This is a genomic window from Alkalibacterium putridalgicola (genome assembly GCF_900109825.1).
GTDB classification, from domain to species: Bacteria; Bacillota; Bacilli; order Lactobacillales; family Carnobacteriaceae_A; genus Alkalibacterium; species Alkalibacterium putridalgicola.
Genome location: NZ_FOBL01000033.1, coordinates 1 through 26,341 on the forward strand (window position 1 = coordinate 1; position 26,341 = coordinate 26,341).

Consider the following 26,341-nt stretch of genomic DNA (forward strand, 5'->3'; position numbering starts at 1 on the left):
GGAAGAAAAAGCCAGCTGAAGGGCACGCAAATGGGTCGTGCGTGACTTTCACAGAAGAAAAAGCCAGCTGAAGGGCACGCAACGATACACTTCTTCTATATAGATTAAGTGAAAAACGATCCTCCCTATCAGAGTAGGAAGGATCGTTTTTTCTCTAGAATTCGTTACAATAAGAATCATACAAAAGTCACCACTATATGTACTATCTTATATCTGTTTCTGACTCTTTTGTCGAGGCGTCTGACTGCTCTGCAAGCAGGTCGCGTATCTCTGCCAAGTAAGATTCGACAGTCGGGGCTTTGACTTCCGGCTCAGGCTCTGCTTCTTCTTTTCGAGCCAGCTGATTGATGACTTTGATCAGTATAAAGAGCACAACAGCAACAATCAGAAAATCGATCACTGCCTGTAAAAACAAACCATATTTTAGCGTTGCCTCACCGATCTTAAAAGTCAGCTGTCCGACATTAGCATTCCCCGAAAGAGCGACGATGATCGGCGTGATGATATTATCGACGAAGGCAGTGACGATGGCCGTGAAGGAAGCACCAATAACGATACCAACGGCTAATTCGACCACATTTCCTCGCATGATAAATGCTTTAAATTCTTTCCACACGTTTTAACCCTCCTATACACTAGACTTAGTTCCAGTATACCTTATTAAGAATGTTTTGTGGGCCGGGAGTTTTAAATGACTGATGAAGTGATCCGGGCAAAGAGCCCTGCCAGATTGACATCGCAGAGAAGTTTGAGTAAGCTAGATTTTAAAGGTAAAATTTTCGATCAGAAGGTAGAGGAACAACATGCAGCGAAGTGTGAAATTATTTATAAAATATGTGAGCTTGAATATGCTGGGGATGCTTGGGATCTCTTTTTATATTCTGGCGGACACCTTTTTCATCGCTCAAGCTTTGGGGCCGAATGGGATCGCCTCATTGAACCTGAGTATTCCGGTCTTCGGGATCATGCATGGTTTTGGGCTGATGCTGGGTCTTGGAGGAGCGACGCGTTATAAGATCCTGTTATCTCAGGACAAGCAGAAGCAGGCGAAGAAAGTATATGCGCAAACACTCGTGTTCGCGCTGGCGCTGGGGCTTGTGTTCTTTCTGGTGGGTCAGTTTGGAGCGGACGGGATCGCTCGCTTCTCGGGAGCTGATTCTGAGACCTTCGATTCTACGCGCATCTATTTAACGACCATTCTGTCTTTTGCCCCTTTCTTTATTTTAAATAACAGTCTGCTTTCTTTTATCAGGAACGACGGCGATCCGACACTGGCGATGTTCGGGATGGTGATAGGCAGTGTGCTGAACGTGGTGCTGGATTATATTTTTATCTTCCCGCTTCAAATGGGGATGTTCGGCGCAGCCCTGGCGACGAGTCTGTCACCCATCATCAGTTTGAGCGTGCTGAGCATACACTTTTTCAAGCCAGTGAACAATCTTTCCTTTGCTTTTCAGAAAGTCGAGAAACGTCTGATCCATGATGTCATGTACCTGGGTTCTTCTGCCTTTGTCAATGAAATATCCGGGTCCGTCGTCATGTTTACGTTCAATACGATCATATTCTCGCTGCAAGGAAACGAAGGTCTGGCGGCTTACGGCATCATCGCGAACATCTCTTTTGTCGTCCTGTCCTTGTTTGCAGGGGTGGCTCAAGGGACCCAGCCGTTATTGAGTGAAAGCTACGGTCTGAAGGATCTCAAGCAGATCAAACAGGTCCTTGCCTTGTCTTTGGGGACGGCCTTTATCTTAAGCGGCGTAATCTATGCCGGGACCTATCTCTTCAGCGACCAGCTGATTTTAGCCTTCAACAGTGAACAGAATGCCCATATAGCGGATATGGCCACCACAGGGCTGCTGATTTATTTTGCCGGCTTCTTTTTCGCTGGTCTCAATATCGTTTCGACCAGCTACTTTGGGGCGACCGATCAGCCGAGACGTTCACTGTTCTTTTCGATGCTTAGAGGCGGCATCATCATCGTGCCTTTGGTCCTGGTGTTAAGTCAGCTTTACGGTATGGTGGGTGTGTGGCTGTCTTTTGTCCTGGCAGAAATGCTGGTTCTGGGACTGATTGCCTGGAAGATGAATCCTAATAAACGGGTGAAAAGGAAGAAGAGGATCGGGTAAAGAACCCGGTCCTTTTTTAATTCTCTCTAAAATAGAAGCAGGAGATATGATATACTACGATTAAAGTTAAGCGATTACATTGACTGATTTTTAATAGGAAACTAAACGCTGAAACCATATGTCAACTTACTTACAGGAGGACTTGAAGCATGCCCGAGACTAAAAAGCTTATTCACGTCAACGATGAAAAACGGGAGTTCCATTTGACCAATCAGCATGTCAGTTACATTTTCAGAGTGTTCGAAAAAAGCAGGCAGCTGGAACATCTGTATTTTGGGAAACACATCCATCACCGGGGCTCCTTTGATTTTCTTATTGAAAGAGAACCCCGTTCGTCCATCAACCTGAATGAGAGGGATTATACATCATCTCTTGAACACATCAAACAGGAATACCCGGGATTCGGGACCACAGATTTTCGCTATCCGGCCTACGAACTGGAGTATCCGGAAGGCGATCATATTTCTCATCTTGTTTATGATTCCTATAAGATCCATGAAGGGAAGCCAAAACTGGACGGGCTGCCGGCGACTTACACAGAATCGGATGATGAAGCCCAGACGCTGGAAGTGGTGTTGAAAGACACGCACTCCAGTTTAGCGATCAGTCTGTTTTATACAGTGTTCGAGGACCGGGCTGTGATCACCCGCAGTGCCAGGTTCCATAATTCTGGCGACAAAACGATGAAGCTTAATCATGCGATGTCATTGAGCATCGATTTTCCTGACAAAGATTTCGAGATGATCCATTTGAACGGGGCCTGGGCGAGAGAGAACCATATCGAAAGGCAGCCATTATTCAAAGGGGTGCAGTCGATCTCCAGCGCGCGTGGCGCAAGCAGTCACATGCATAATCCATTCTTTGCGCTGGCCCGGCCGGAAACCACTGAACGTCAGGGTGAAGTCTACGGCTTCAGTCTGGTCTACAGCGGCAATCACTTGGGACAGGTGGAAGTGGACACCTACAATGTGACGCGGGCAACGATGGGGATCAACCCGTATCAGTTTCAGTGGAAGTTGAGACCGGATGAGACCTTTCAGACGCCTGAAGTGGTCCTGGTCTATTCAGATAAAGGCATTAATGGCATGAGTCAGACGTATCATGACTTGTACCGCAATCGCCTTGCCCGAGAACCCTGGAAGAATCAGACCCGCCCGATCCTGATCAACAACTGGGAAGCCACATATTTCGATTTCAATGAAGAAAAGATTATAGAACTAGCGGAAAAAGCTAAAGATGCCGGGGTGGAACTCTTTGTCCTGGATGACGGCTGGTTCGGTGAACGGAACGATGATACGAGTTCTTTAGGTGACTGGACGGAAAATAGGTCCAAACTGCCGCACGGTATCGAAGGTCTATCTGAAAAGATCCATGCGCTGGGACTGAAGTTCGGGTTATGGTTCGAACCGGAAATGATAAACAAAGACACGCCGCTTTATCAGGAACATCCGGAGTGGGTGATCCATATGCCGGCCAAACCGATGTCGCATGGCCGAAACCAGTTTGTCCTCGATTTTTCCAATCCCGATGTGGTGGATGCCTTGTTCAGTCAAATGGACACGATCCTGGCCAAAGGGAATATCGACTACATCAAATGGGACATGAACCGCTATATCACGGAACCCTTCTCAACCATCCTCCCGCATGACCAGCAGGGGGAGCTCTATCACCGCTATATTTTAGGAGTGTATGCCTTATATGAGAAACTATTGGACAAGTACCCTGACTTATTGATCGAATCCTGTGCCGGCGGGGGCGGACGTTTCGACCCGGGCTTACTGTATTATGCACCGCAGGCCTGGACGAGTGATGACACCGATGCGGTCGAAAGGCTGAAGATCCAGTACGGGACTTCTCTGGTCTATCCGCTGTCGAGTATCGGGAGCCATGTGTCAGCCATTCCGAACCATCAGGTGGGTCGCACAACGTCTCTGGATATGCGGAGTGCAGTGGCTTATTTTGGGACATTTGGTTATGAACTGGATGTGACGCAGCTGACTGAGCGGGAAATGGATCAGATGAAAGCCCAGATCGCTTTCTTCAAAGAAAACCGCCAGCTTGTTCACGAAGGGACCTTTTATCGTCTTTCGAGTCCGTTTGACGGCAATGATACAGCCTGGATGGTCGTTTCAGATGATAAGAAAGAAGCACTGGTGGGATTCTATCAGGTCCTCGCCCAGCCGAATCCGACCTACAGCCGCCTGAAACTGGCTGGATTGGATGAAGAGACTGTCTATTCGATCGATCCGGAAGGCGAAGAACGTTACGGGTCTGACTTGAATACGATCGGTCTGCTTTTCAGTGAAAACGAAAGACAGCGCGGCCATTTCTGGTCGAAAAACGGAAAGACCGACTTCCACAGCTGGATCGTGAAATTGTCGGCAAAAGACTAACACCTTATTGAAACTTAACAGAGTACCTGAATGCCGGCTGAGTTCTGGCGTTCAGGTGCTTTTTTCTGTGAGTCTGTTCAAATGGTTTGTTTCCTGCTGATCATGAGCCGTATAATAACAGTAAGAAGGGAATCAATTGACAAGACTTTAAAGGCGTGTTAGGTTATATATAAAGATTACAAATGTAAACGATAGTTAAACAAACTAAGGGGATGAGTGAAATGTCAGAGAAACATCATGCTGATCATAATGAAGAGCAAGAGATGAACAATCACGACCAGTCGAATCGCTCTGATCACGAGGATATGAATCATGAACATCACGACAGCGAGGGTGAAGGCCATCACGGTCACGCTGCACACGGCGGCCATGAAGGCCACCATGATCATCACGCCCATATGGTTGAGGATTTCAAGAAACGGTTCTGGATATCTCTTGTGATATCCGTTCCGATCGCCATCCTGGCGCCGATGCTGCAGCATTTATTCGGGTTTGAAGTGTCTTTCCCTGGGTCGGATCTGGTCCTGTTTGCACTCGCCACCTTTGTGTTCTTTTACGGCGGAAAACCGTTTCTCACCGGGCTGAAATCAGAAGTCATCGACGATCATACGCCCGGGATGATGACGCTGATCTCTTTAGCCATCACGACGTCCTATGTGTACAGTACGCTGACCACCTTTTTCATTGAAGGCAGTGACTTTTACTTCGAACTGGCCACTTTGATCGTGGTCATGCTCTTAGGGCACTGGATCGAGATGCGTTCGCAGATGGGTGCTTCCAAAGCACTGGAAGAACTGATCAACCTGATGCCGAACGATGCACATAAACTGGATGAGGACGGCAATACCACGGATGTATCTGTGGAAGAGCTTCATCCGGGAGATAAGATTCTAGTCAAGTCCGGGGAAAAAGTCCCTTTGGATGGTAAGATCCTGGAAGGAAGCTCATCGATCGACGAATCTATGCTGACCGGGGAATCTGTTCCGGTCGAGAAGAAAGAAGGACAGGAGGTCATCGGCGGATCCATCAACGGTGAAGGGGTGCTGACTGTCGAGGTCAGTAAAGTCGGAGAAGAAACGTATCTCTCACAAGTGGTCGACATGGTCAGAAATGCCCAGGCCACGAAATCGAAAGCCCAAGGATTTGCGGACAAAGCAGCGAAATGGCTCTTTTATGTGGCGCTTGGCGCGGGTCTTTTAACGATGCTTTACTGGGTGAACGTTTCCGATTTCGAATTTGCCCTGGAGAGGACCGTTACCGTTCTGATTATCGCCTGTCCGCATGCCTTGGGTCTGGCGATGCCTCTGGTGAGTTCCGTCTCTACCTCCATTGCGGCTCAAAAAGGACTGCTGATCAGAAACCGGACGCAGTTCGAATCCGCACGCACCATCGACAAGATCGTCTTTGATAAAACAGGGACCTTGACCGAAGGGACCTTTGGCGTCGATGCTGTGATCCCGGAAGACGGCATATCGGAAAAAGATCTGCTTCAGCTAGCTTATTCCGTTGAAAGTCAATCCGACCACCCCATCGCCAAAGGTATCGTGCGCGAAGGTGAAGAGAAAAACGTTCAGCGTCTGGGTGTGACAGATTACAACAATCTGACTGGAAAAGGGCTGGAAGCGAAAATCGCTGAAGACACGGTATCAGTTTTAAGTCCGGGAGCCATGAAAGAAGAAGGGATAACCTTTGATGAAGACCGCTATAACGATCTGTCCCAGCAGGGGAAAACCGTCGTCTTTGTGCTGAAAAACAAGAAACTGCAGGGCATGATCGCGCTCAGTGACATCATCCGCGAATCCTCTTATAAAGTGATCCGTGAACTGACAGAGATGGGCATCGACACGGTCATGATCACCGGGGATAACCAGCGTGTGGCAGATGGTGTGGGTAAAGAACTCGGGCTGACTGAAGTGATCGCCGAAGTGCTGCCGGATCAGAAGTCAGAACATATCAAACGCCTGCAGGAAGACGGATCACAACAAGTTGCCATGGTTGGTGACGGCATCAATGATGCGCCGGCTCTAGCTGCCGCAGACATCGGGATCGCCATCGGAGCCGGAACGGACGTCGCGATCGAAACGGCGGATGTCATTCTGGTCAACAGTGATCCGAGAGATGTCCTGAATGCCTTGAATCTCTCGAAAGCCACCCATCGCAAAAACATCCAGAATCTATGGTGGGCCGCAGGATACAACATTATTGCGATTCCGCTGGCAGCCGGTATCCTGTACTATCAAGGCATCATCATCACGCCGGCGATCGGAGCCGCCGTGATGTCCTTGAGTACGGTCATCGTTGCCGTCAATGCACGCCTGCTCAGTATGGACGACGAGTCAGAAGATGAAAAAGAAATGAAACCAGCAGCCGAAAGCAAGTAACCTGGATAAAGTAAAAAAGCGCGGAGGATAGGAGAAGTCACTCGTAGTGATCTCTCATAACCTTCGTGCTTTTTTGTGCCGATAGAGAAGTTCGGATAGCTTATCGGGATTTTTCCTGACCTATAAAAAGTCCTAATTAGACCCTACTCGCTTTTAGGCGAGCAGGACCCTCTATTCATACCTACTCATCAGAGGAAGTATCTTAGGCAGGTGGTAGGAAAAGAACGCAGTCAGAGAAAGAAGAGAACCTTCATGTCGAAGGTTCTCCTAAATGTATGATTTTATTTTTCGAATTCTTCCAGTATGTTCAGCAGGATATTTTTGGCGCGCTGAAGATTTTTGTGCTTGGAATGTTTGAGGATGTCAGCGACTTGCTGGACATGATCCCCTTTGGCTCCGGCACTGATAGCCAGGGAACGGGCATGGAGCCCCATGTGACCTTTCTGGATACCTTCAGTGACAAGCGCGCGGACAGCCGCAAAATTTTGTGCGAGACCGACTGAAACGATCACCCGCTCGAGCTTGTGTGCTTTGGGATGACCCATGATCGAATGGGCCAGTTTAGCAGCAGGATGAAAGGAAATCGAACCGCCCACTGTTCCGACTGGCAAAGGCAGAGTCAATTCGCCGACCAAGTCGCCCGCTTCGTTTTTTGACCAGGACGTTAAGGAGCGGTATTGTCCTGAACGGCTGGCGTAAGCATGTACACCGGCTTCGATCGCCCGCCAGTCATTGCCGGATGCCAGAACGACAGCATCGACCCCGTTCATGATCCCTTTATTATGCGTCACGGCACGGTAGGGATCGATCGTTGCGACCTGAGTAGCCTCGATGATGCGGTCTCTGACTTCTTCGCCTGAAAAGTCTTGGGTTTTCAGCTTATGTGCCGGGATGACACACTTGGATGTGGCCAGACACTCCGTCGCATAATTCGTCAGGATGCGGAGCAGGGCTGTGCCGCCGGTCAGTTCTTCGATGTAAGGGGCAATACCTTCCATCATCGTGTTGACGATGTTCGCGCCCATGGCCTCCTGTGTGTCTACGTGGATATGGACGGATAAGTATGAAGGGATACCGCTGTCTGTATCATCTTCCAGGAGACGAACGTCCAGATTCTTCGCTCCACCCCCGCGCTTCACTATAGAAGGGTAGGCTTCATTGGCCCGGCTGAGGATCTCCTGCTTCGCTTCCGCAACGTTGTTTGTCGCTTCTTCTATATCTGGAACGTTTTTTAATGTCACCTGGCCGATCATCATTCTATGAATGACTGTTGTCTTGAATCCGCCCGCCGAACCGATGATCTTTGCGGCAAAACTGGATGCGGCAATGACGGACGGTTCTTCTATAGCCATAGGAACGACCAGTTCTTCCTTGTCGATCATATAATTCATGGCAACGCCCAGGGGCATGGAATAATTGCCGATATAGTTTTCGATCATATGACTGCCCGTCTCAGGGTCGAGTTCCAGTGTCCGGTCCAGGAGCCTGTCTTTTTCTTTCTTAGAAATCACACCGGCTAAAAATAAGGAATCAATTTTATCGTCATGATTTTTTTTGTAAAATTTAGTTAAATGTGTCGTATCCATCGTATCGGTCCTTCCTTATTCTGTCCCTTTCATTATGAACGATTTCACGAAAAAAGAAAAGTAAGAGTCCGTAAACTTTAAAAAAGGTTTACATTTGATTCATCATCTTGTATAATCAAATAGGTAATGACCCATTACGGTTCCTTAGCTCAGTTGGGAGAGCACTACCTCGACAAGGTAGGGGTCGCTGGTTCGAGCCCAGTAGGGACCATTGATAGTATTAGTTTTTCTTAAGGCATAAACTAAAACTAAATAAAGACGATAACGAGACGGTAACGACTTACTGATTTAAAAAATCAGAAAAAAGTTGTGCCGTTTCTTTTTGTATACCAGTACTTACATGAGTATACCTATCTGTAAAAAGCTACAATCACCATTAAGTCTTTATTTAGAGTTATGCATTCATTCTATACAAATAAAACATTATAAGTATTGACATTAATTTATTAATGATTATACTAGGATTATCATAAGATAAATACAAAAATGTAAACGTTATAAATAGTACAACATTTGAGAAGAAGCGGTGAATTTTAATGTTAAAATTTACAAAGAAGTCTATTATTATGTTAGCTAGCTTGTCACTAATTGCTACCCATACTCCACTAAAAGTAGCTGCTCAGTCCGCTACAATACCAGAAAAAGCAGCAACTGTTAACTTACAAAGTAGTGAAATTCTAAGACCGTATGATTTTGATGATTTTGACTATCAGTCTTTTCTAGATGAAATGGTACGTGAAATAAAGGAAGAAACAGGAGAAGAGATATCTGCTGTTTTAGATCAGAATTCAAACGTCGTAATATCATACTACAATGAAGATAATGAGAAGTCTGAAATAGTAGTCGATCCTGTTACAAGTGAAGCAATTATTGATGGTATTGATTACGGTGAAATAATAGAGACAGAAACTTTTGTCGATTATAGTAAAGTAGAAAATTTTTCTATAATGTCCACTTCTGATTGGAGTCCAGTTTATTACCATACTACTAGAAATACTATTAAGAAATTAACTGGAGATTTGTCTCGAGGAGCGATATACACCGCTTTGATAATCACGGCAGTCGTGTCAGTTGCGAGTGGAATTGGTTTAACCGCTCCAGTTTTATTAAGTAGAGCAAAAACTGCATTAACTTCTTTTGGATTTTCCGTGGCTTCAACTCTAACAGGAGACTTACTTAATGGGAGCTGGTCTTACGACACCTACAGAACTAAGGGTTTAGTCTCTACTGGTGGAAGTTCTTATAAGCAGCGTGCCTATAGATACCAAAACGGTTCTTTCAGAGCGAATTTCAAGATTGGTAATTACACTAGTCCTACATGGATTACTCGAGGTAAAACTGGAGCTTGGTGGTTTGCCACCAGACCGTATTAACGATGAATATGTCAGTATATTTTTGGGGAGCAGCCATCTTTTTTCTATGCTATGGTATTAAATATAGAAAAAAGAATGAAAGAGCTATAAGATTTCCATTTACCTACAGTATTCTTTTTTCTGCTTTTTCTGCATTTGAAGCTTATGATTATATTATTGGAAAATTGCTGGTTGGTTTGATTATAATAGTTCTCATTGTAATTGACTTCTTTTTTACAAAAAGGTGATAAATTTTATACGACGCATAAAATGTGGGTACGTAAGTATTTGCTAAGCTCTCTGGATTACCCCAGAGAGCTTTTTTTACTTAAAAACCTAATCTAAAGTTTAACAATGTTTCACTGATTTCGTCTTCATTTATTCAGATATAGCGTTTTGTGATTTTTTCACTGCTATGACCAAATACCTCCATGAGGGTGGCCACATCTTTTGTTTTCTTATAATAGTGGTAGCCAAACGTCTTCCGCAGCGTGTGCGTGCCGATATCGTCTCTTCCTAAGAGCTTGGCGACCTTCTGAAACATTTGATAGACCGTATTCACTTCTAAACGCCCCCCCTTTACTGCTGGGGAAGAGATAATCGTCCGGGTCCAGGGCTTTAGTGTACTCCTGGATTAAATCCTGAAGGCTCCCTAAATAGAGTATGTGAATTTTCCCCGTCTTTTGTTCCACGATACGGGGATTTTTTGACGTTAAAATGTCCTTACTAATGGGACTAGTTTTTCTGGTCTTACTGGGCATGCAGGTATTGCTATTTCTGATACTCAAATTCTATCTATAGCTGGATATGGTTCAAAACCCACTACTTGGTCTATAGCAAACTGGGGAAAAAATACCACAAGGAATCTAATAGTTGGTCTAAGGTTTACAGAGTTAACAACCCTATAGACGCAGTAACAGCGTATGCTTGGGCAAAGAAAACATATCAAAACTCTAATGCTATTTATGATCTTTCTCTGAATTATGCCGGTACTAAATATACTTACTGTTCGAAGATCGTTTGGCAGGCCTATCGCTATGGTGCTGGTATACATACAGTAACTGTACCTAACGGGTTAATTGTATTACCTTATAGTTTACCTAACTACTTCAATGGTGGTATGGGTTTAAAACAAGTTTCTAATTTATAAACTAATCTAATCTATCGTTTATATTTTTTAGTAACTATAATAACAATGCTAAGAAAAAGAATTAGAAACCAACTATCCCCCACTAAAAATCCTCCTAATTTTTATTAAATGTAAAAAAAAAACTACATCACTCCTTACGGTACAATGCTTCTAAACACTGGAAACATGTGCAGGAGGAACTCATATGAGACAAGTATATTTTGGCATTACATAGACTTTGTGAAAATTTCAGGGCTGGTATTTTCTTAAAATAAAAAATATTATCATACCAATAGTTAAACCAACTAAACCGGATATAATAAATCTCGGAAAAGTATCTAAATGGTTGATTGGCAACAATTCTAATATAACGGCAATGGCAATTGGCATTACGGCATGTGCCACTTTATTTTTTTCATTTTATTGTAGATACACTACCGCAACTCTCACTCCTATTTGAGGTCCTAAGGCAGTATAACTGGTATATGTTCTACCAGTTATACTTATACCATTAGAAGCTGCCCCGATTATCAAACCTGAAGCCGTTGAAAGAAATCCAACTAATGCACTCGACTTAACACCAATGCCACTAAGAGCAGCAGCAACAGCAGGAATATCTAAAAGAGCTACTGATACTGCTCCAACTCCAGTGCCTAACAAAAGGGTTGTAAGAGTGGAGTTTAGGTGTAAACTAAATGTATTGTTATTAACTCTAGTAAAAATTGTGTGCCCGGCTAGAATAGACACCATATCACTATTGTTTCCGGTATTCAGTTCTTCGATATCTGGTTGAACGACTTCGACAGTTAGTTGATCACTTTCTTCATTTTCTTGGTTAATTTCTTCTTCAGTAAGATAATCTTCTATATTATAACCATCAGCTTCTAAAGCGTCGAATATTTCTTGGTTTGAAACTTTGACTATTTCAGTATGAGAGTTCTCAGTATCTTCAGTTGAAACTGATACAGATGGTTGTTCTTGGGCACTAACATAAAGAAAAACTCGTTTATAACTTTTCTATTTTAAAAATTATTTTCTGATTTTTATATTACCTATCAAGTGAGGTGCATGTGTCAGTAGGGATTTCTTTTTGAAAAAGTTTATACAGACGCTCTCAACGAAAACGATAACCAGTTGAATATGGGGCTTTTCTGCATTCCCCGCAACTGCATACGTTTAATTGGTTTTCTGGATTCTGATGAGGGGATATAGTCATGCTAAAGAAGCAATTCTAAAACCACTTTCCGCTATGTTATACTAATATAAAATAAATAAAGGAGCATCAGAATGAAAGTAGTCATTATAGGCGCGTCTTTTGCTGGAATAGCTGCGGCTTTAGAAGTGCGGAAACACCATACCGACGCAAATATTGTTTTGTTGGAAAAGCAAGCCACATTAGCCTATATTCCAAACGGGCTGCATTTATATTGGGGAAACCAAATTGATGATTTGAATGCTGCTCGCTTTATTACAGAAGAGCAACTGCGACAACACACCATTGAGTACTATTTAGGCGCCACCGTTCAAAACATTAATACTGATCAAAAGATCATCGCGTATGATTACCTGGAGCAGGAGGAACTGGTAGCTTATGACAAATTGATCATTGCCGCTGGATCAAGACAACTTTCTGAAAAAATCGATGGCAGTGCTCAGGATAGCGTACTAAAGTATAAGCGTTACGGAGAAGCTCAAGCGGCTTTATCTAAAGTGAAAGAGAGCCAGCATGTTACAATTATTGGCGGAGGCCAAGTTGGAGTAGAAGCAGCCGATCTGTTGACTAAACAACAGAAAAAGATAACGTTGATCGAAAGTATGGACTATGTTTTGTTTAAGTATCTGGACGAAGATATGATTCAGCCACTTGAACAGAAAATGATAGAAAATGGCATTGATTTAAGGTTGGGGCAAACAGTCTCTTCTATAGACATGGAATCTAATCATAATTTGACGGTCCGACTTGGTGATGATTCCGTAATAAGTGACGCTGTTATCATGAGTGTAAATGTCAGGCCTAATTTACCTTTTTTAGATACGCGCATTAAAAGACATACAGATCAGACGATAGCCGTTGACCGTTATTTAAGAACATCAGTCGAGGATGTCTTTGCGGTCGGTGACTGTATCCAGTTATCAGGACCTGATGAAGACATGGTCTATATCCCGCTGATCAATAATGCTGTAAGAACAGGGATCGTTGCAGCCGCAAATTTGATTGAACCTGTACTTGAATTCAAAGGGTCTTTACGTACAATCGGAACGTCTATTTTTGGCTATTATATTGCCAGTACCGGGATGACCGAGGCTGAAAGCTTATTTACTAACCATACGATCGAAACTCACCGTCAAAAAGTGCCACTGACCAGTCTTCCTCATTCAGATACAGTGATACTGAAGTGGGTCTACGATGCCACTACCCATGTCTTGCTCGGGGCACAGATGATCTCAAAAGCCAATATGTTAGAGAAAATCAATACGCTGGCTTTGGCTATTCAAACCAAACAAACCTTGGAAGACCTGCAGCAGACAGACTATTTTTTCCATCCTTCATACTCCCAGATGATGACAACGACAAATCTTGTGTCCTGGATGGGCGAGAGGGTTGATAAAGATGAAAGTTGAACACTTCCTTGAGAAAAATGAAGTGAGAGAAATTACAATCTTCAATCAGCTCGTTTTGAATCACGGCGTCCTATCCTACAAAGATATGCTGGATCATCTCGCGGTCTCAAAAGCTTCCCTTGATAATGATCTGGAATCTATTGCCGCTCGGATGAGTGATTTTGATAAACAGGTTTATATTCAGTATGACGGCCAAAATATCGAGCTGATAATGGGTGATCATATCTCATTGCAGCATATATACCGACTCTATTTAGACCAGTCCATTAAAATCAAAATCATTAATTACTTATTCAAGCATCAGAAATTCTCGATCACTCAGTTAACACTAAAACTGGCGATAAGTGAATCGTCTTTGTTTCGTAAAATCAGGGATCTAAACAGTCATCTTAAAGAATTTGGCATCAAGATTCGTAATGGGCAGCTGCATGGAGAAGAATTGCAGATCCGATACTTTTATTTTCATTTCTATTCTTATATAGAAGATAAAACAACATTATTCACTGTACATGCTGACAGTCAGATGATTCAAACGATGCAATCTCTTGAAAATTTTTTGAAAGTCACGATTCTCCCCGAGAACAGAGAGCGACTGAGTACCTGGCTGTTCATCAGCAAGTCACGTATCACAATTAAAAATCAGAAACACAAATATTTGCGTGAGAAGATGAAGCCTTATGTGAAAGACCCTTTGTATCATAAAATACAAGTCATGATCCTCCGTTACTTTAGCCGGTATTCGATTGAAGTGGATGAAGGAGAGGCTATGCTTCATTTTGTTTTTTTACTCGCTTTTCCCATACTGACTGAAGATGACTTTCATGAATACACCCTGATTCGGGATCGGCATGCACCGGTCGCTGCATTAGATATGTATATAGCTGAGACCATTATCAATCACTTTAAGTTTCGCAAGTTGCCTTATATGCTGGAGAGAGAAATCTATTACCACTTAACACATATACACACCCAATTGTACTTTTTCCAGGGCGATATCGAGCGCTTCGAGTACAGATATATTTTAGCTAAGGAGAAACAAATCGTCGGAGATAATTTGGTCGCTTTTGCCAGAGAAATAATAGGAACGAGTATAAAGAGGTTTAGGATCGAGGCGGGAGACAACAATAGCTTATTTAAAATGGGAGTGTTTAAGTACATTAATTTACTGCTCCTTCTTTCCTTTAAGATGGCTAAAGTCTTACAGATCGGAATTGATTTGAAAATGGACGAGTTATACAAAGAAACACTCAGCGAATTGCTGATACTTAAGATGAGTCCTATCCAAGGGATTCATATTGAACGCTATGAGCCGAACAAAGAGTACGACCTTATCCTGACGAATGATAAAACCTCAGACCTAAGTGGTTACGAAGGTGCGCGAGTATACGTCCTTTCTGAAGTTTTGTCATCTTTTGATCTGGCGAATATCCAACGCATTATTCAAGAGCTGAATACTTAAAACAAGTGCAGTGTATTCTGTCGCTTGTTTTTTTTCGCTTAAATACGCTATATGACAATAGAATTTTAGTCAAAAATCAGGAATAACTAAAAAACTCCCAAAAATTTTCGCTAAAGAAAAAAAGCTGACATTTTTAGTTAAAGAAAAACGGTTACAATAAAAGAGTAAAGAAACCGATTTCAAAAACTACTCATTATACAGGAGGAACTTATTATGAAAGATACTAAGTACATTATGTCCATTGATCAAGGAACAACGAGCTCACGAGCAATTATTTATGACAAACAATTAAACACGATTGGAAGCTCGCAAAAAGAGTTTACGCAAATTTTCCCTCAGAATGGTTGGGTAGAACATAACCCTAATGAAATCTGGAATTCGGTTCAGTCCGTTATTGCTGGAGCATTTATCGAATCTGGTGTCAAACCAGATGAAATCGCAGGAATCGGGATCACTAATCAACGAGAAACTACAATTATCTGGGATAAGGAAACAGGCTTGCCTATTTATAACGCAGTTGTATGGCAATCTCGTCAATCAGCACCGATTGCATCTAAACTGTACGAAGCTGGATATTCAGAAATGATTCATGAAAAGACTGGGTTAATTATCGATTCTTATTTCTCAGCTACGAAGATCCGCTGGATTCTTGATAATGTAGAAGGGGCACAAGAACGTGCTGAAAATGGTGAATTAATGTTTGGTACAGTCGATACTTGGCTTGTATGGAAATTAACGGGTGGTGAATCATTTGTCACAGACTACTCAAATGCAAGTCGTACCATGCTCTATAATATTCATAAATTAGAATGGGATCAGGAAATTTTAGATTTATTAAATATCCCACTTGCTATGATGCCGGAAGTTAGATCCAACTCAGAAGTGTATGGTAACACTGCAAATTACCATTTCTACGGAGCCAATACCCCTATATCGGGAATGGCAGGAGACCAGCAGGCAGCATTATTCGGACAAATGGCTTTTGAGCCTGGAATGGTTAAAAACACGTACGGAACAGGATCGTTTATCGTCATGAACACGGGTGAAACACCACAGTTATCAGAAAACAATCTACTAACTACAATTGGTTACGGTATCAATGGGAAAATATACTACGCATTAGAGGGGAGTATTTTTGTTGCTGGGTCTTCCGTTCAATGGTTACGTGATGGACTGAAAATGATTGAAAACTCTTCGGATTCAGAAGCTTTGGCTAAGAAATCTAAAAATGACAACGAAGTCTTTGTTGTTCCGGCCTTCACTGGATTAGGTGCACCTTACTGGGATTCTGATGCACGCGGATCTGTCTTTGGCTTAACTCGTGGCACAACAAAAGAAGACTTCGTCAAGGCAACATTACAGTCTATTGCCTATCAGGCACGTGATGTTATCGATACGATGAATAAAGACGCTGGCATTGATATTCCTTTACTGAAAGTAGATGGTGGTGCAGCAAATAACGACTGGTTACTGCAATTCCAGGCAGATATCCTCGGAACAAAAGTCCAGCGTGCCCATAACCTGGAAACAACGGCACTAGGTGCAGCGTACTTAGCTGGATTAGCTGTCGGATTCTGGGAAAGTATGGATGAAATCAAGGATATGTACGAAGAAGGCGGAACATTTGAACCGAAAATGTCAGAAGAAGAACGTCAAAAACTATATAAAAACTGGAAATTAGCTGTGAAAGCAACGCAAGTGTTTAAGCCGGAAGCTTAGGAAATGAACAAGGAGGAAAAATGATGGTTTTCTCAATAGAGAGTAGAAAACAAGATATAGAAGTTCTGAAAAATGAAACATTAGATGTATTGATCATTGGGGGTGGGATCACAGGTGCTGGTGCTGCATTGCAGGCCAGTGCTTCTGGTCTGAAAACAGGACTTGTCGAAATGCAGGATTTTTCAGAAGGAACGTCTTCTCGCTCGACTAAACTTGTGCATGGTGGCTTGCGTTACTTAAAGAACTTTGATGTGGAAGTTGTAGCAGATACTGTACAGGAAAGAGCAGTTGTTCAAGGTATTGCACCGCATATCCCTAAAGCAGATCCGATGATTTTACCGATCTATGATGAACCGAATGCAACTTTTTCGATGTTTTCTCTTAAAATAGCAATGGATTTATACGATCAGTTAGCAAATGTCACTGGGACAAAATATGCAAACTATACGTTAACAAAAGAAGAAGTGCTGGGACGCGAACCACAACTTAACAGCGAAGGCTTACTAGGTGCTGGCGTTTACTTGGACTATCGAAACAACGATGCCCGTCTAGTGATTGAAAATATCAAACGTGCAGCGGAAGACGGCGGACATATGGTCAGTCGTATGAAAGTGGTTAAAATTATGCATGACGAAGACGGGAAAGCATCCGGAGCGGAAGTGGAAGACTTGCTGACTGGCGAGATCTTTTCTATTAAAGCAAGAACCGTTATGAATACAACTGGACCATGGTCAGATACGATTCGTCAAATGGATGATAAAATTGATGTCACACCACAAATGCGTCCGACAAAAGGTGTCCATCTGGTTGTAGATAACAAAACATTGTTTGTTCCACAGCCTACTTATTTTGATACGGGTAAAGAGGATGGCAGAATGGTCTTTGTCATTCCACGTGAAGATAAGACCTATTTCGGAACGACAGATACAGATTATAATGGTGACTTATCAAATCCAACTGTAGAACAAGAAGATGTAGATTACTTACTGGAAATCGTTAATAGTCGTTACCCATCTGCTAATATAACGATCAATGATATTGAATCAAGTTGGGCAGGGTTACGTCCGCTGATTGCAACGAACAGTGGATCTGATTATAACGGTTTGAGTAATCAGACGATCACAGATGAGAGTATTGATGCCGTGCTCTCTACCGTTGAACAATACCAGCAAGGAGACGTTGAACGTTATGAAGTAGCCGATGTATTGAAAAATATCAAAAAAACAAATTCAGAAACAGAGACGAATCCTTCAACCCTTTCTCGAGGAAGTTCCCTTGAAATCGATGAGGATGGCATGATAACAGTAGCGGGTGGCAAAATCACTGATTACCGTAAAATGGCGCTGGGAGCGGTCAAAAAAGTAATTGAAATATTAGACAGAGACTACAATAAATCTTATAAACTGATTGATTCAGCAACGTATTCTGTTTCTGGTGGGAAAATCGATCCGAAAAAAGTAGATGAAGAAACTGAGGCATTAGCCCAATCGGGTGTGGAAAAAGGGCTGAGTGAGTTTGAGGCCAGCTATTTGGCTAATTTATACGGATCAAACACACCTAAAGTCTACGCATTACTAGACGAAGTCGATCAGATAGACGGATTGACTTTAGCAGATACGCTCAGTCTTCACTACGCGATGCGTGAAGAAATGGCGTTGAGACCAAGTGATTTCCTGATTCGTCGTACAAATCATATGCTGTTTATGCGTGACACTTTGGACAGCATCATCGAACCAGTCATCTCAGAAATGGCTCGATATCATGATTGGTCAGACCAGGATAGAATTAACTATACAAATGAATTAGAAAAAGCAATTGCCGAATCTGATTTAAAAAGATTAAAGGGAGCCGTGAATTAAATGACAGGAAATACGTTGACACTTTTTAGTGAATTTTTAGGTACCATGTTTCTGATTTTACTGGGTAATGGTGTAGTAGCTGCAGTCAGCTTGAAAAAAAGTAAAGCTGAAGGAGCAGGATGGGTCGCTATAACAATGGGATGGGGTGCAGCTGTAACACTAGCTGTTTACGTCTCAGGATTTATGGGACCTGCTCATTTAAACCCTGCTGTAACACTTGGATTTGCTATCATTGGGGATTTAGAATGGGCAATGGTTGTTCCATTCATCTTGGCTCAGACTGCTGGAGGAATTGCAGGTGCGGTATTGGTTTGGTTGACCTATTTAGTTCATTATAAAGAAACGACCGATCAAGCAGCGATTCTCGGAACCTTTGCCACTGGGACAGAAATTCGAGATAATACAGCTAACATCTTATCTGAAACAATCGGTACATTCGTATTGGTATTCGTTCTGATGATATTTGGTGAAAATACGTTTTCTGAAGGGTTGAATCCGCTAGTTGTAGGGATACTGATTCTTTCGATCGGTCTTTCATTAGGTGGATCCACAGGGTATGCAATCAACCCTGCTCGTGATTTGGGGCCACGAATTGCCCACCAATTACTCCCGATAAAACACAAAGGTGATTCTAAATGGGAATACTCTTGGATTCCCATAGTTGGCCCAATGCTCGGTGCAGTTGCAGCAGCAGCACTGTATATGGTCATTCTATAAGCAGAATATATAATACAAAGTAGAGTACCTGCTATCAAAGTCTTTCTGATTTTGATGGCAGGCATTTTACATTACATTAGAAAATAAGTATCAGCTATAAATAGGTTTTAACAGAATCTTTTGATGTGTAAAATCGAGTCTAATTATCGGGAAAGTAGAATATCTAATGAATAGTTGCGTAGCTCTGTAGAAGAAAAGGCCCCCCTAAACTTAGAGATGTTGGAAGTATAGTGGGACTATACCAGCGGCATTCAATTTACACCTTTAAAGTCCAAAGCATATAAGTTCTTGAAAATGTTTTTTTGGGGAGTCAGAAATGGTTCGATAAATGTTTGATCGTCATGTAACTACATCGCTATCCAGCTGTTCGTAGATTAATGGTATACGAGCTTTGTATTGATTGACTAGAACTTGTTACATTAAATCAGAAGTGCATTAGCTGAGGTATGTGTGAATCTAGATGTTACCCAATGGGAAATTAAATTCTTAATAAGCTAATCACTGTTGGCCAACCCCGGCAGTGGTAAGCCTATTTTTTTGTCCACTTTTTCATCAGTTTACATCCATCTCAAAAAAATACACCGTTTGTCTGATCTATTCAACCTAGATATCAGTCAATCCAGAATTTTTTTAACTAAAATTAAAAATAGATGAGTGAAAATTTCTGTTCTAAGATGAGTGGAACACGAACATCTCGATTGAAGATAAAAATGATAACAGCTTATGTAAACGGTTATAAAGATGTAAAAGCGAACTAAAAACGCTTACAATTAAAAAATGTTAAAAAAACACTTGCTATATTAGAGTGTTCTAATTATAATTCGATTATATTAAATTAAAAAACTCTAATTATTTACACATAATTAGGTTCGGGGGAGAAACTATGAAAAACTTAAGCAAAAAAAGTCTCTGGCTTAGCGGAGCAGCATCATTATTACTTTTAAGTGCATGTGATACCGAGGCAACAGACGAAGTGGATGAATCTGTAGAAGCTGAAGCGCCAGCAGAGACAGATGAACAGGTACTGAATGTCCAGCTGAATGTTGAAGTGGCTTCCATGGATCCTCAGATCGCAACAGACGGCACCTCGTTTGAAGTCATCGCTAATACAATCGAAGGCTTGTACCAAACAGATTCAGATGGACAAGCGGTTCCTGCACTGGTTGAGTCGGCTGAAAAAGGGGAAGACGGCTTAAGCTATACATTCAAATTGAGAGAAGATGCAACATGGTCAAATGGGGAACCTGTTACAGCTCACGATTTTGTTTATGCCTGGCGTCGACTGGCTGATCCGGATACCGGCAGTGAGTACAGCTACATTATGGGGATAGCTGGACTTGTCAATGCCAACGAAGTGCTTGCTGGGGAGAAAGCACCGGAAGAATTGGGAGTACAAGCTTCTGATGATTATACACTAGATGTGCAATTAGCTAATCCGGTCCCTTATTTTGAAAGTCTGATGTCATTCATTCCATTCTTTCCACTTAATGAAGACTTCATGACTGAAGTGGGCGATTCATACGGCACATCACCAGAAACGCTGCTGGCAAACGGTGCGTATGAGGTGTCAAGTTATGAACCAGCCGCAACGACCATTGAACTGGATAAAAATGAAGAGTATTACGATGCAGATAATGTCGTCCTGGATGGTGTGGACTATCAGGTCATCAAGGATTCACAGCAGGCGATGCTTTCTTACCAGAACGGGGATCTGGATCTGGTGACACTGGCCGGCGAACAAGTGGATCTGTTTAAAGATGATCCTGAATTTGTCAATGTTCAGGCAGGATACCTTTGGTACATCTCGCCTAACACTTTAGTGGAAGGTCTGGAAAATGCCAACTTGAGAAAAGCTTTAGCGACGTCCTTTGATAAACAGCAGATTACAGATACGATTTTAAAAGATGGGTCTGTACCGGCTGACTATATCATTCCTGACGGCCTGGCTGTAGGCCCTGACGGCAAAGACTTCCGTGAAACCTCAGACACTTATCTGGAATACGATCCAGAAGGGGCAAAAGAATCATTAGAAGCAGCTAAATCTGAATTAGGACAAGATTCATTCACTTTCGGCCTGCTTGTTGAAGATACAGAAAGTGCAATAAACGTGGCACAAGTACTGAAATCACAGATCGAAAGCAACTTGGATGGCGTCACGATCGAAATCGAACAAATGCCTAAGAAAACACGTCTGGAACGTATGAAACAGGCAGATTACGATCTAGGTCTGACACGATGGGGTCCTGACTACGCTGATCCGATGACGTATGCGGATCTTTGGGTGACGGACGGAAACAACAATGACGGCGCATGGTCGAATGCAGACTATGATGAACTCGTCTACTCTTCTATCGATGGCGAATTGTCATTAGATGATGAAGCACGATGGGAAGCTTTGAAAGAAGCGGAATCCATATTGTTGAATGATGCTGGTGTCCTTCCTGTTTACCAGAAAGGGAATGCTGTCATGGTTCAGGACAATGTTTCAGGTATCGATTTCCATGCAGTGGGACTGCCGCGCGTGTATAAATTTGCTGTAAAAGAATAATCGCAGTTAAGGAGAAGGCGTATATGGAAAAGTAAAGCTATCAAGTTTTTCTAGCTTTTACTTCTTCTCAGATACGCCTTTTTACTTTTATAAAGTGAAAGGAACGTCAACATGAAGAAATATATTTTAAAGCGTGTAGGGATGTCGGTGGTCACGTTACTGGTCATCGTCCTGGTCCTGTTCGTCCTGATGCAGCTGCTTCCGGGTTCGCCCTTTAACGATGAGAGACTGAGCATAGAACAGCAGCAGGTCCTGATGAGTAAATATGGATTAAACGATTCTGCACCGGTTCAGTTTTTCCGCTACGTCAGAAATATGCTGACAGGTGATTTTGGCAAGTCTTATACCATTTCAAAAGATACGGATGTCGCCCTGCTACTACAGAACCGCCTGCCTACTTCCTTACTTTTAGGTGGACTCTCTATTCTACTGGGATCTGTAGCGGGTCTCTTTTTAGGGGTAGCGGCTGCACTGAAACACAATAGTCTACTCGATTCCGCCGCGACCTTTTTCTCAGTTATCGGGGTATCGATTCCTTCTTACGTGTTCGCGCTGGGCTTATCTTACTTTTTTGGTTTCCAGTTAAGCTGGCTGCCGATGCTCTATAACGCTGACGACGGCTTACGAGCGTTCGCCTTACCGGCCGTTGCGTTAAGTATGACCGTTATGGCTACAGTGGCAAGGTTTACCCGTACCGAGATGATCGAGGTGCTGAATTCCGATTACATGCAGCTGGTCGAGAGTAAAGGCGTCTCAGGTGTGCATCTGATCTTCAAGCATGCCCTGCGCAATGCCTCGATATCGATCATCACTATCCTGGGCCCACTGGTTGTGAGTCTGATGACCGGCAGTCTGGTCGTTGAAAAAATCTTTTCGATTCCGGGTATCGGACAACTCATGGTCCAGGCCATTCAATCCAATGACTATAATGTTATTCTGGCCTTGGCTTTTGTCTACAGTGCCTTGTACATTTTTGTCATGCTGGCCGTGGATATATTATACGGGGTCCTGGATCCGCGTATTCGTTTAGCGAAGGAGGATGCACATGGATAAACCACTCAACCGCCCAATACAACAGACATTGAATGACTTTTCCTTCATAGGTCAGGATAATGTCCGTGTCATGGATGAAGTCTATGAAGAGGATTCGTTCTGGAAACAGCTAGTCAAGCGCATAGCCAAGAATAAAGGATCTGTGTTCGGATTTGTGACGATCACACTGATTATTTTCATGGCGCTTGTAGGACCGATGATCTCAGGGTATGAGTTCGATGAACAGATAGCGGGTCATGAAAGCATGGCTCCCCGCATCCCCGTAATGGAAAATTTCGGGATTTTTGACGGGTCTGAAACACTGAAAACGTCGACAGGCGAACTGGTCGTCAATAAATATGAAACCATTGAAGGTGGAGAAGATGCCTATCACTGGTTTGGTACAGATGTTTTAGGGAGAGACCTTTTCACACGAACATGGGTCGGGACTCGTATCTCACTCTACATCGCCTTAGTGGCGGTCATCGTTGATGTCTTTATCGGGATGTCGTACGGCATGATCTCGGGCTATTACGGCGGGAAGGTCGATAATGCCATGCAGCGAAGTGTCGAAGTCTTGAACGGCATACCGAATCTAGTTGTAGTCACCTTGCTGATCATCGTGCTGAAGCCGGGACTGATGAGTATCACGCTGGCGATCGCGATCACAGGCTGGATCGGCATGAGCCGGGTCTCGCGGGCGTCCATGCTGAAGCTGAAGGAAAGCGAGTATGTGCTCGCCGCCAGGACGATGGGAGCCAAAGACATGACCATCATGTATAAAGAGATCTTACCGAATATCTTTTCTCAATTACTGATCATGTCGATGTTCTCCATTCCAAATGCTATCTTTACAGAGGCGTTTCTGGCCTTTGTCGGTATCGGCATCCCGGTCCCGATGGCTTCATTAGGCTCTCTGATCTCTGAGAATTTCAAATCCCTGACGACGCACTTTTATATGATCGTGCCGCCGGTCCTGGTGTTAGCTCTATTGATGCTGAGCTTCAACCTGCTGGCAGATGGGCTGAGAGATGCCTTGGATCCAACCATGAAAGAGGTGTAATGAAAGATGAGAGAAAAAATATTGGAAGTACGTGATCTGGCTATTACATTCAATACGTCAGCCGGAAAAGTGAGAGCCGTTCGTGGGGTCGATCTTGATCTGCACAAAGGCGAAACCGTTGCTATCGTTGGTGAATCGGGAAGCGGTAAATCGGTGACGACGAAAGCCATCATGGGTATTTTAAGCAATAATGGAGCGATCGATAGTGGAGAAATCCATTATACATTCGAACACGAAGGCGAAACCGTCACTGAGAACCTGCTTGACTTTTCAAAGAAACAGATGCGAAAAACGATCAACGGCAAGCATATCGCCATGATTTTTCAGGATCCCATGACCTCTCTGGATCCCACGATGAGTATTGGGAACCAGATCATCGAAGGCATGCGGACCCATTATAAAACAAAGAAAAATGAAGCACAGAAAAAAGCAGTGGAGTTATTGGAGCTCGTAGGAATCACTGATCCTGAAAGTCGGATGAAAAACTATCCGCATCAGTTGTCAGGCGGTATGCGCCAGCGGATCGTTATCGCGATCGCTCTGGCCTGCGATCCTGATGTCCTGATCTGTGATGAACCGACGACGGCTTTAGATGTAACGATCCAGGCGAAAATCCTGGAACTGATCCAGGATATCCAGAAGAAAACGGGTATCTCCGTTATTTACATCACGCATGACTTGGGCGTTGTGGCCAAAGTGGCGGAGTACGTCAACGTCATGTACGCAGGCAAGATAGTGGAAAAAGGGACGGTCGAAGATATTTTCTATGATCCTAAACACCCCTATACCTGGGGCCTGCTGCTGGCGATGCCTGACCTGGAAACGAACACGGATAAACTGGTTTCCATTCCCGGCAACCCGCCGAACATGGCGCATGACATTGTCGGGGACCCTTTTTATCCGAGAAACACGTATGCTTTGCATATCGATAAAAAGGTAGAACCGCCGCTTATAGAAGTGTCAGAAACCCACTCCGCCGCAACATGGCTTTTGAGTGAACAGGGACCAGAATACTCTTTGCCCGTTGAACTGGAAGACCGTATAACACGCATGAAAGAGGAGGCTAAACTTTATGCTGCAGGCTAACCAACCCCTTTTAGAAGTAAAGGATTTAAAACAGCATTTCAAGATCAGTCGCAAGTTTACGGTGAAAGCCGTGGACGGAGTCTCGTTCAAGATCTATCCCGGAGAAACTTACGGTTTAGTGGGCGAATCAGGAAGCGGCAAATCAACGATCGGACGTTCAGTCATCCGCCTGCACGACATTACGGATGGACAGATCACGTTTAAAGATAAGGATATATCCGGAAAGATGGATAAGGATACACAGAAAGTCCTGCGAACGAATATGCAGATGATTTTTCAGGATCCGATGGCCAGCCTGAACCCGCGCAAAAATGTCTTGGACAGTGTGGCGCAGGGACTGGATATCCATGGTCTGTATGACAGTCAGGCCGAGAGGAACGAGCGGGTCCTTGAGATATTAGAACGCGTCGGTTTGTCCAAAGAATTTGCCGGCCGCTTTCCGAGTCAGTTTTCCGGCGGTCAGCGTCAGCGTATCGGTATCGCCCGCGCGCTGATCATGAATCCCGACCTGATCATTGCAGACGAAGCCATCAGTGCACTGGATGTATCGATACAGGCCCAGATCGTCAATTTGATGAAAGAAATTCAGGAAGAAACGAATGTGGCGTATCTCTTCATCGCGCATGACCTGTCGATGGTACGCTATATTTCTGACCGGATCGGCGTCTTGCATCTGGGGCATATGATCGAAACGGGGACGACGGAAGAAATCTTCTCGAACCCGCTTCATCCCTATACCAAGTCGCTGCTTTCAGCTATCCCGCATCCAAATCCGATCATCGAACAGAAGCGTACGGCTTTGAGCTATGATTATGCAACCAGCGGCCTGGATTATTCTGAAGGAACTCTGCATAACGTTGGAGGTACGCATGAAGTTTTAGGTACGGACGAAGAAGTGAACGACTGGTTAAGCAAGAATACGATGAAAGAAGTCGTAGGCATCAGTTAATAGGATTTAAATAAGGAGACAGTAGAATCGGGACGATTCTGCTGTCTTTTTCCGATTGAAAGGATCTTTAGAGTGGTTGAAAGGCGGCTTGCGTGCCCTTCGTGAGGTAGGAGATGTTGCGAAGGTAACGGAAAGTCGGCTTGCGTGCCCTTCACGAGAGAGGCAGAGTAGCGAAGGTAACGGAAAGTCAGATTGTGTGCCCTTCGCGAAGCATCACGAGTGGCGAAGGTCACAAAAGTACGGTATATGTACCTTTCGCGAAGCGACACGAGCTGTGAAGGTCACAAAAGTACGGTATATGTGCCCTTCGCGAAGCATCA

General features: G+C 43.6%; 16 protein-coding genes, 1 tRNA gene and 1 pseudogene. 15 read left to right on the forward strand and 3 right to left on the reverse strand.

Annotated features, from left to right (window positions below):
* Positions 1-202: 202 nt before the first annotated feature.
* The gene (gene mscL / locus BMX84_RS10005) at positions 203-616 is read right to left on the reverse strand and encodes a large-conductance mechanosensitive channel protein MscL (protein ID WP_177165539.1); all 414 of its coding nucleotides are present in this window, start codon (positions 614-616) and stop codon (positions 203-205) included.
* Positions 617-803: 187 nt separating this feature from the next.
* On the opposite strand from mscL, the gene BMX84_RS10010 reads away from it, so the two are divergent.
* From BMX84_RS10010 to BMX84_RS10020, 3 genes are all read left to right on the forward strand, one after another.
* Positions 804-2,126: an MATE family efflux transporter gene (locus tag BMX84_RS10010; protein ID WP_091489362.1), complete on the forward strand. Its 1,323-nt coding sequence runs from the start codon at positions 804-806 to the stop codon at positions 2,124-2,126.
* A 149-nt stretch (positions 2,127-2,275) separates the two neighbouring features.
* Entirely contained in the window at positions 2,276-4,519 is a 2,244-nt protein-coding gene (locus tag BMX84_RS10015) for an alpha-galactosidase (RefSeq protein WP_091489364.1), read from the forward strand.
* Positions 4,520-4,740: 221 nt separating this feature from the next.
* Positions 4,741-6,900, forward strand: coding sequence for a heavy metal translocating P-type ATPase (locus tag BMX84_RS10020; RefSeq protein WP_246119131.1), 2,160 nt, complete (start codon positions 4,741-4,743; stop codon positions 6,898-6,900).
* A 281-nt stretch (positions 6,901-7,181) separates the two neighbouring features.
* On the opposite strand, the gene BMX84_RS10025 is transcribed toward BMX84_RS10020, so the two are convergent.
* Complete coding sequence (locus BMX84_RS10025) at positions 7,182-8,486, reverse strand: hydroxymethylglutaryl-CoA reductase, degradative (protein WP_091489367.1); 1,305 nt, start codon at positions 8,484-8,486, stop codon at positions 7,182-7,184.
* Positions 8,487-8,624: 138 nt separating this feature from the next.
* Between BMX84_RS10025 and BMX84_RS10030 the strand changes: the two genes are divergently transcribed.
* Together BMX84_RS10030 and BMX84_RS10035 are read left to right on the forward strand one after the other, a co-directional pair.
* Positions 8,625-8,697: transfer RNA gene (locus BMX84_RS10030), tRNA-Val, on the forward strand.
* Between the two features lie 325 nt (positions 8,698-9,022).
* Positions 9,023-9,859, forward strand: a complete 837-nt coding sequence (locus BMX84_RS10035; RefSeq protein WP_091489368.1) for a hypothetical protein — start codon at positions 9,023-9,025, stop codon at positions 9,857-9,859.
* A gap of 361 nt (positions 9,860-10,220) precedes the next feature.
* On the opposite strand, the pseudogene BMX84_RS10045 reads toward BMX84_RS10035, so the two are convergent.
* Positions 10,221-10,563 (reverse strand): annotated as a pseudogene (locus BMX84_RS10045) (tyrosine-type recombinase/integrase); the annotation flags it as partial.
* A 1,691-nt stretch (positions 10,564-12,254) separates the two neighbouring features.
* On the opposite strand from BMX84_RS10045, the gene BMX84_RS10055 reads away from it, so the two are divergent.
* From BMX84_RS10055 to BMX84_RS10100, 10 genes are all read left to right on the forward strand, one after another.
* Positions 12,255-13,589, forward strand: a complete 1,335-nt coding sequence (locus BMX84_RS10055; RefSeq protein WP_091489373.1) for an FAD-dependent oxidoreductase — start codon at positions 12,255-12,257, stop codon at positions 13,587-13,589.
* Complete coding sequence (locus BMX84_RS10060) at positions 13,579-15,048, forward strand: AcpB/EbpR/MafR family transcriptional regulator (protein ID WP_091489375.1); 1,470 nt, start codon at positions 13,579-13,581, stop codon at positions 15,046-15,048. Before BMX84_RS10055 ends, BMX84_RS10060 begins: the two co-directional genes overlap by 11 nt.
* A gap of 213 nt (positions 15,049-15,261) precedes the next feature.
* Entirely contained in the window at positions 15,262-16,767 is a 1,506-nt protein-coding gene (glpK, locus tag BMX84_RS10065; RefSeq protein WP_091489377.1) for a glycerol kinase GlpK, read from the forward strand.
* Between the two features lie 23 nt (positions 16,768-16,790).
* Positions 16,791-18,626 (forward strand): type 1 glycerol-3-phosphate oxidase, encoded by a 1,836-nt coding sequence (gene glpO / locus BMX84_RS10070; protein ID WP_091489378.1) that lies wholly within the window; start codon positions 16,791-16,793, stop codon positions 18,624-18,626.
* Complete coding sequence (locus tag BMX84_RS10075) at positions 18,627-19,343, forward strand: MIP/aquaporin family protein (protein WP_091489380.1); 717 nt, start codon at positions 18,627-18,629, stop codon at positions 19,341-19,343.
* Between the two features lie 883 nt (positions 19,344-20,226).
* Positions 20,227-21,891, forward strand: a complete 1,665-nt coding sequence (locus BMX84_RS10080; protein WP_091489382.1) for a peptide ABC transporter substrate-binding protein — start codon at positions 20,227-20,229, stop codon at positions 21,889-21,891.
* 111 nt (positions 21,892-22,002) lie between these two features.
* Entirely contained in the window at positions 22,003-22,944 is a 942-nt protein-coding gene (locus BMX84_RS10085) for an ABC transporter permease (protein ID WP_091489384.1), read from the forward strand.
* Positions 22,937-23,986, forward strand: coding sequence for an ABC transporter permease (locus BMX84_RS10090; protein WP_091489385.1), 1,050 nt, complete (start codon positions 22,937-22,939; stop codon positions 23,984-23,986). Before BMX84_RS10085 ends, BMX84_RS10090 begins: the two co-directional genes overlap by 8 nt.
* A 6-nt stretch (positions 23,987-23,992) precedes the next feature.
* Positions 23,993-25,072, forward strand: a complete 1,080-nt coding sequence (locus BMX84_RS10095) for an ABC transporter ATP-binding protein (RefSeq protein ID WP_091489387.1) — start codon at positions 23,993-23,995, stop codon at positions 25,070-25,072.
* The gene (locus BMX84_RS10100) at positions 25,059-26,021 is read left to right on the forward strand and encodes an ABC transporter ATP-binding protein (protein ID WP_177165541.1); all 963 of its coding nucleotides are present in this window, start codon (positions 25,059-25,061) and stop codon (positions 26,019-26,021) included. The genes BMX84_RS10095 and BMX84_RS10100 overlap by 14 nt, the downstream gene beginning before the upstream one ends.
* Positions 26,022-26,341: the final 320 nt, after the last annotated feature.

What these genes read in the sequence shown, in the direction of transcription:
- BMX84_RS10095 (WP_091489387.1), top strand. Translation starts at nt 23,993, where the DNA reads ATGAGAGAAAAAATATTGGAAGTACGTGATCTGGCTATTACATTCAAT.
- glpK (WP_091489377.1), top strand. Translation starts at nt 15,262, where the DNA reads ATGAAAGATACTAAGTACATTATGTCCATTGATCAAGGAACAACGAGC.
- BMX84_RS10075 (WP_091489380.1), top strand. Translation starts at nt 18,627, where the DNA reads ATGACAGGAAATACGTTGACACTTTTTAGTGAATTTTTAGGTACCATG.
- BMX84_RS10100 (WP_177165541.1), top strand. Translation starts at nt 25,059, where the DNA reads ATGCTGCAGGCTAACCAACCCCTTTTAGAAGTAAAGGATTTAAAACAG.
- BMX84_RS10090 (WP_091489385.1), top strand. Translation starts at nt 22,937, where the DNA reads ATGGATAAACCACTCAACCGCCCAATACAACAGACATTGAATGACTTT.
- BMX84_RS10080 (WP_091489382.1), top strand. Translation starts at nt 20,227, where the DNA reads ATGAAAAACTTAAGCAAAAAAAGTCTCTGGCTTAGCGGAGCAGCATCA.
- BMX84_RS10020 (WP_246119131.1), top strand. Translation starts at nt 4,741, where the DNA reads ATGTCAGAGAAACATCATGCTGATCATAATGAAGAGCAAGAGATGAAC.
- BMX84_RS10055 (WP_091489373.1), top strand. Translation starts at nt 12,255, where the DNA reads ATGAAAGTAGTCATTATAGGCGCGTCTTTTGCTGGAATAGCTGCGGCT.
- BMX84_RS10025 (WP_091489367.1), bottom strand. Translation starts at nt 8,486, where the DNA reads ATGGATACGACACATTTAACTAAATTTTACAAAAAAAATCATGACGAT.
- BMX84_RS10035 (WP_091489368.1), top strand. Translation starts at nt 9,023, where the DNA reads ATGTTAAAATTTACAAAGAAGTCTATTATTATGTTAGCTAGCTTGTCA.
- BMX84_RS10015 (WP_091489364.1), top strand. Translation starts at nt 2,276, where the DNA reads ATGCCCGAGACTAAAAAGCTTATTCACGTCAACGATGAAAAACGGGAG.
- glpO (WP_091489378.1), top strand. Translation starts at nt 16,791, where the DNA reads ATGGTTTTCTCAATAGAGAGTAGAAAACAAGATATAGAAGTTCTGAAA.
- BMX84_RS10060 (WP_091489375.1), top strand. Translation starts at nt 13,579, where the DNA reads ATGAAAGTTGAACACTTCCTTGAGAAAAATGAAGTGAGAGAAATTACA.
- BMX84_RS10085 (WP_091489384.1), top strand. Translation starts at nt 22,003, where the DNA reads ATGAAGAAATATATTTTAAAGCGTGTAGGGATGTCGGTGGTCACGTTA.
- BMX84_RS10010 (WP_091489362.1), top strand. Translation starts at nt 804, where the DNA reads ATGCAGCGAAGTGTGAAATTATTTATAAAATATGTGAGCTTGAATATG.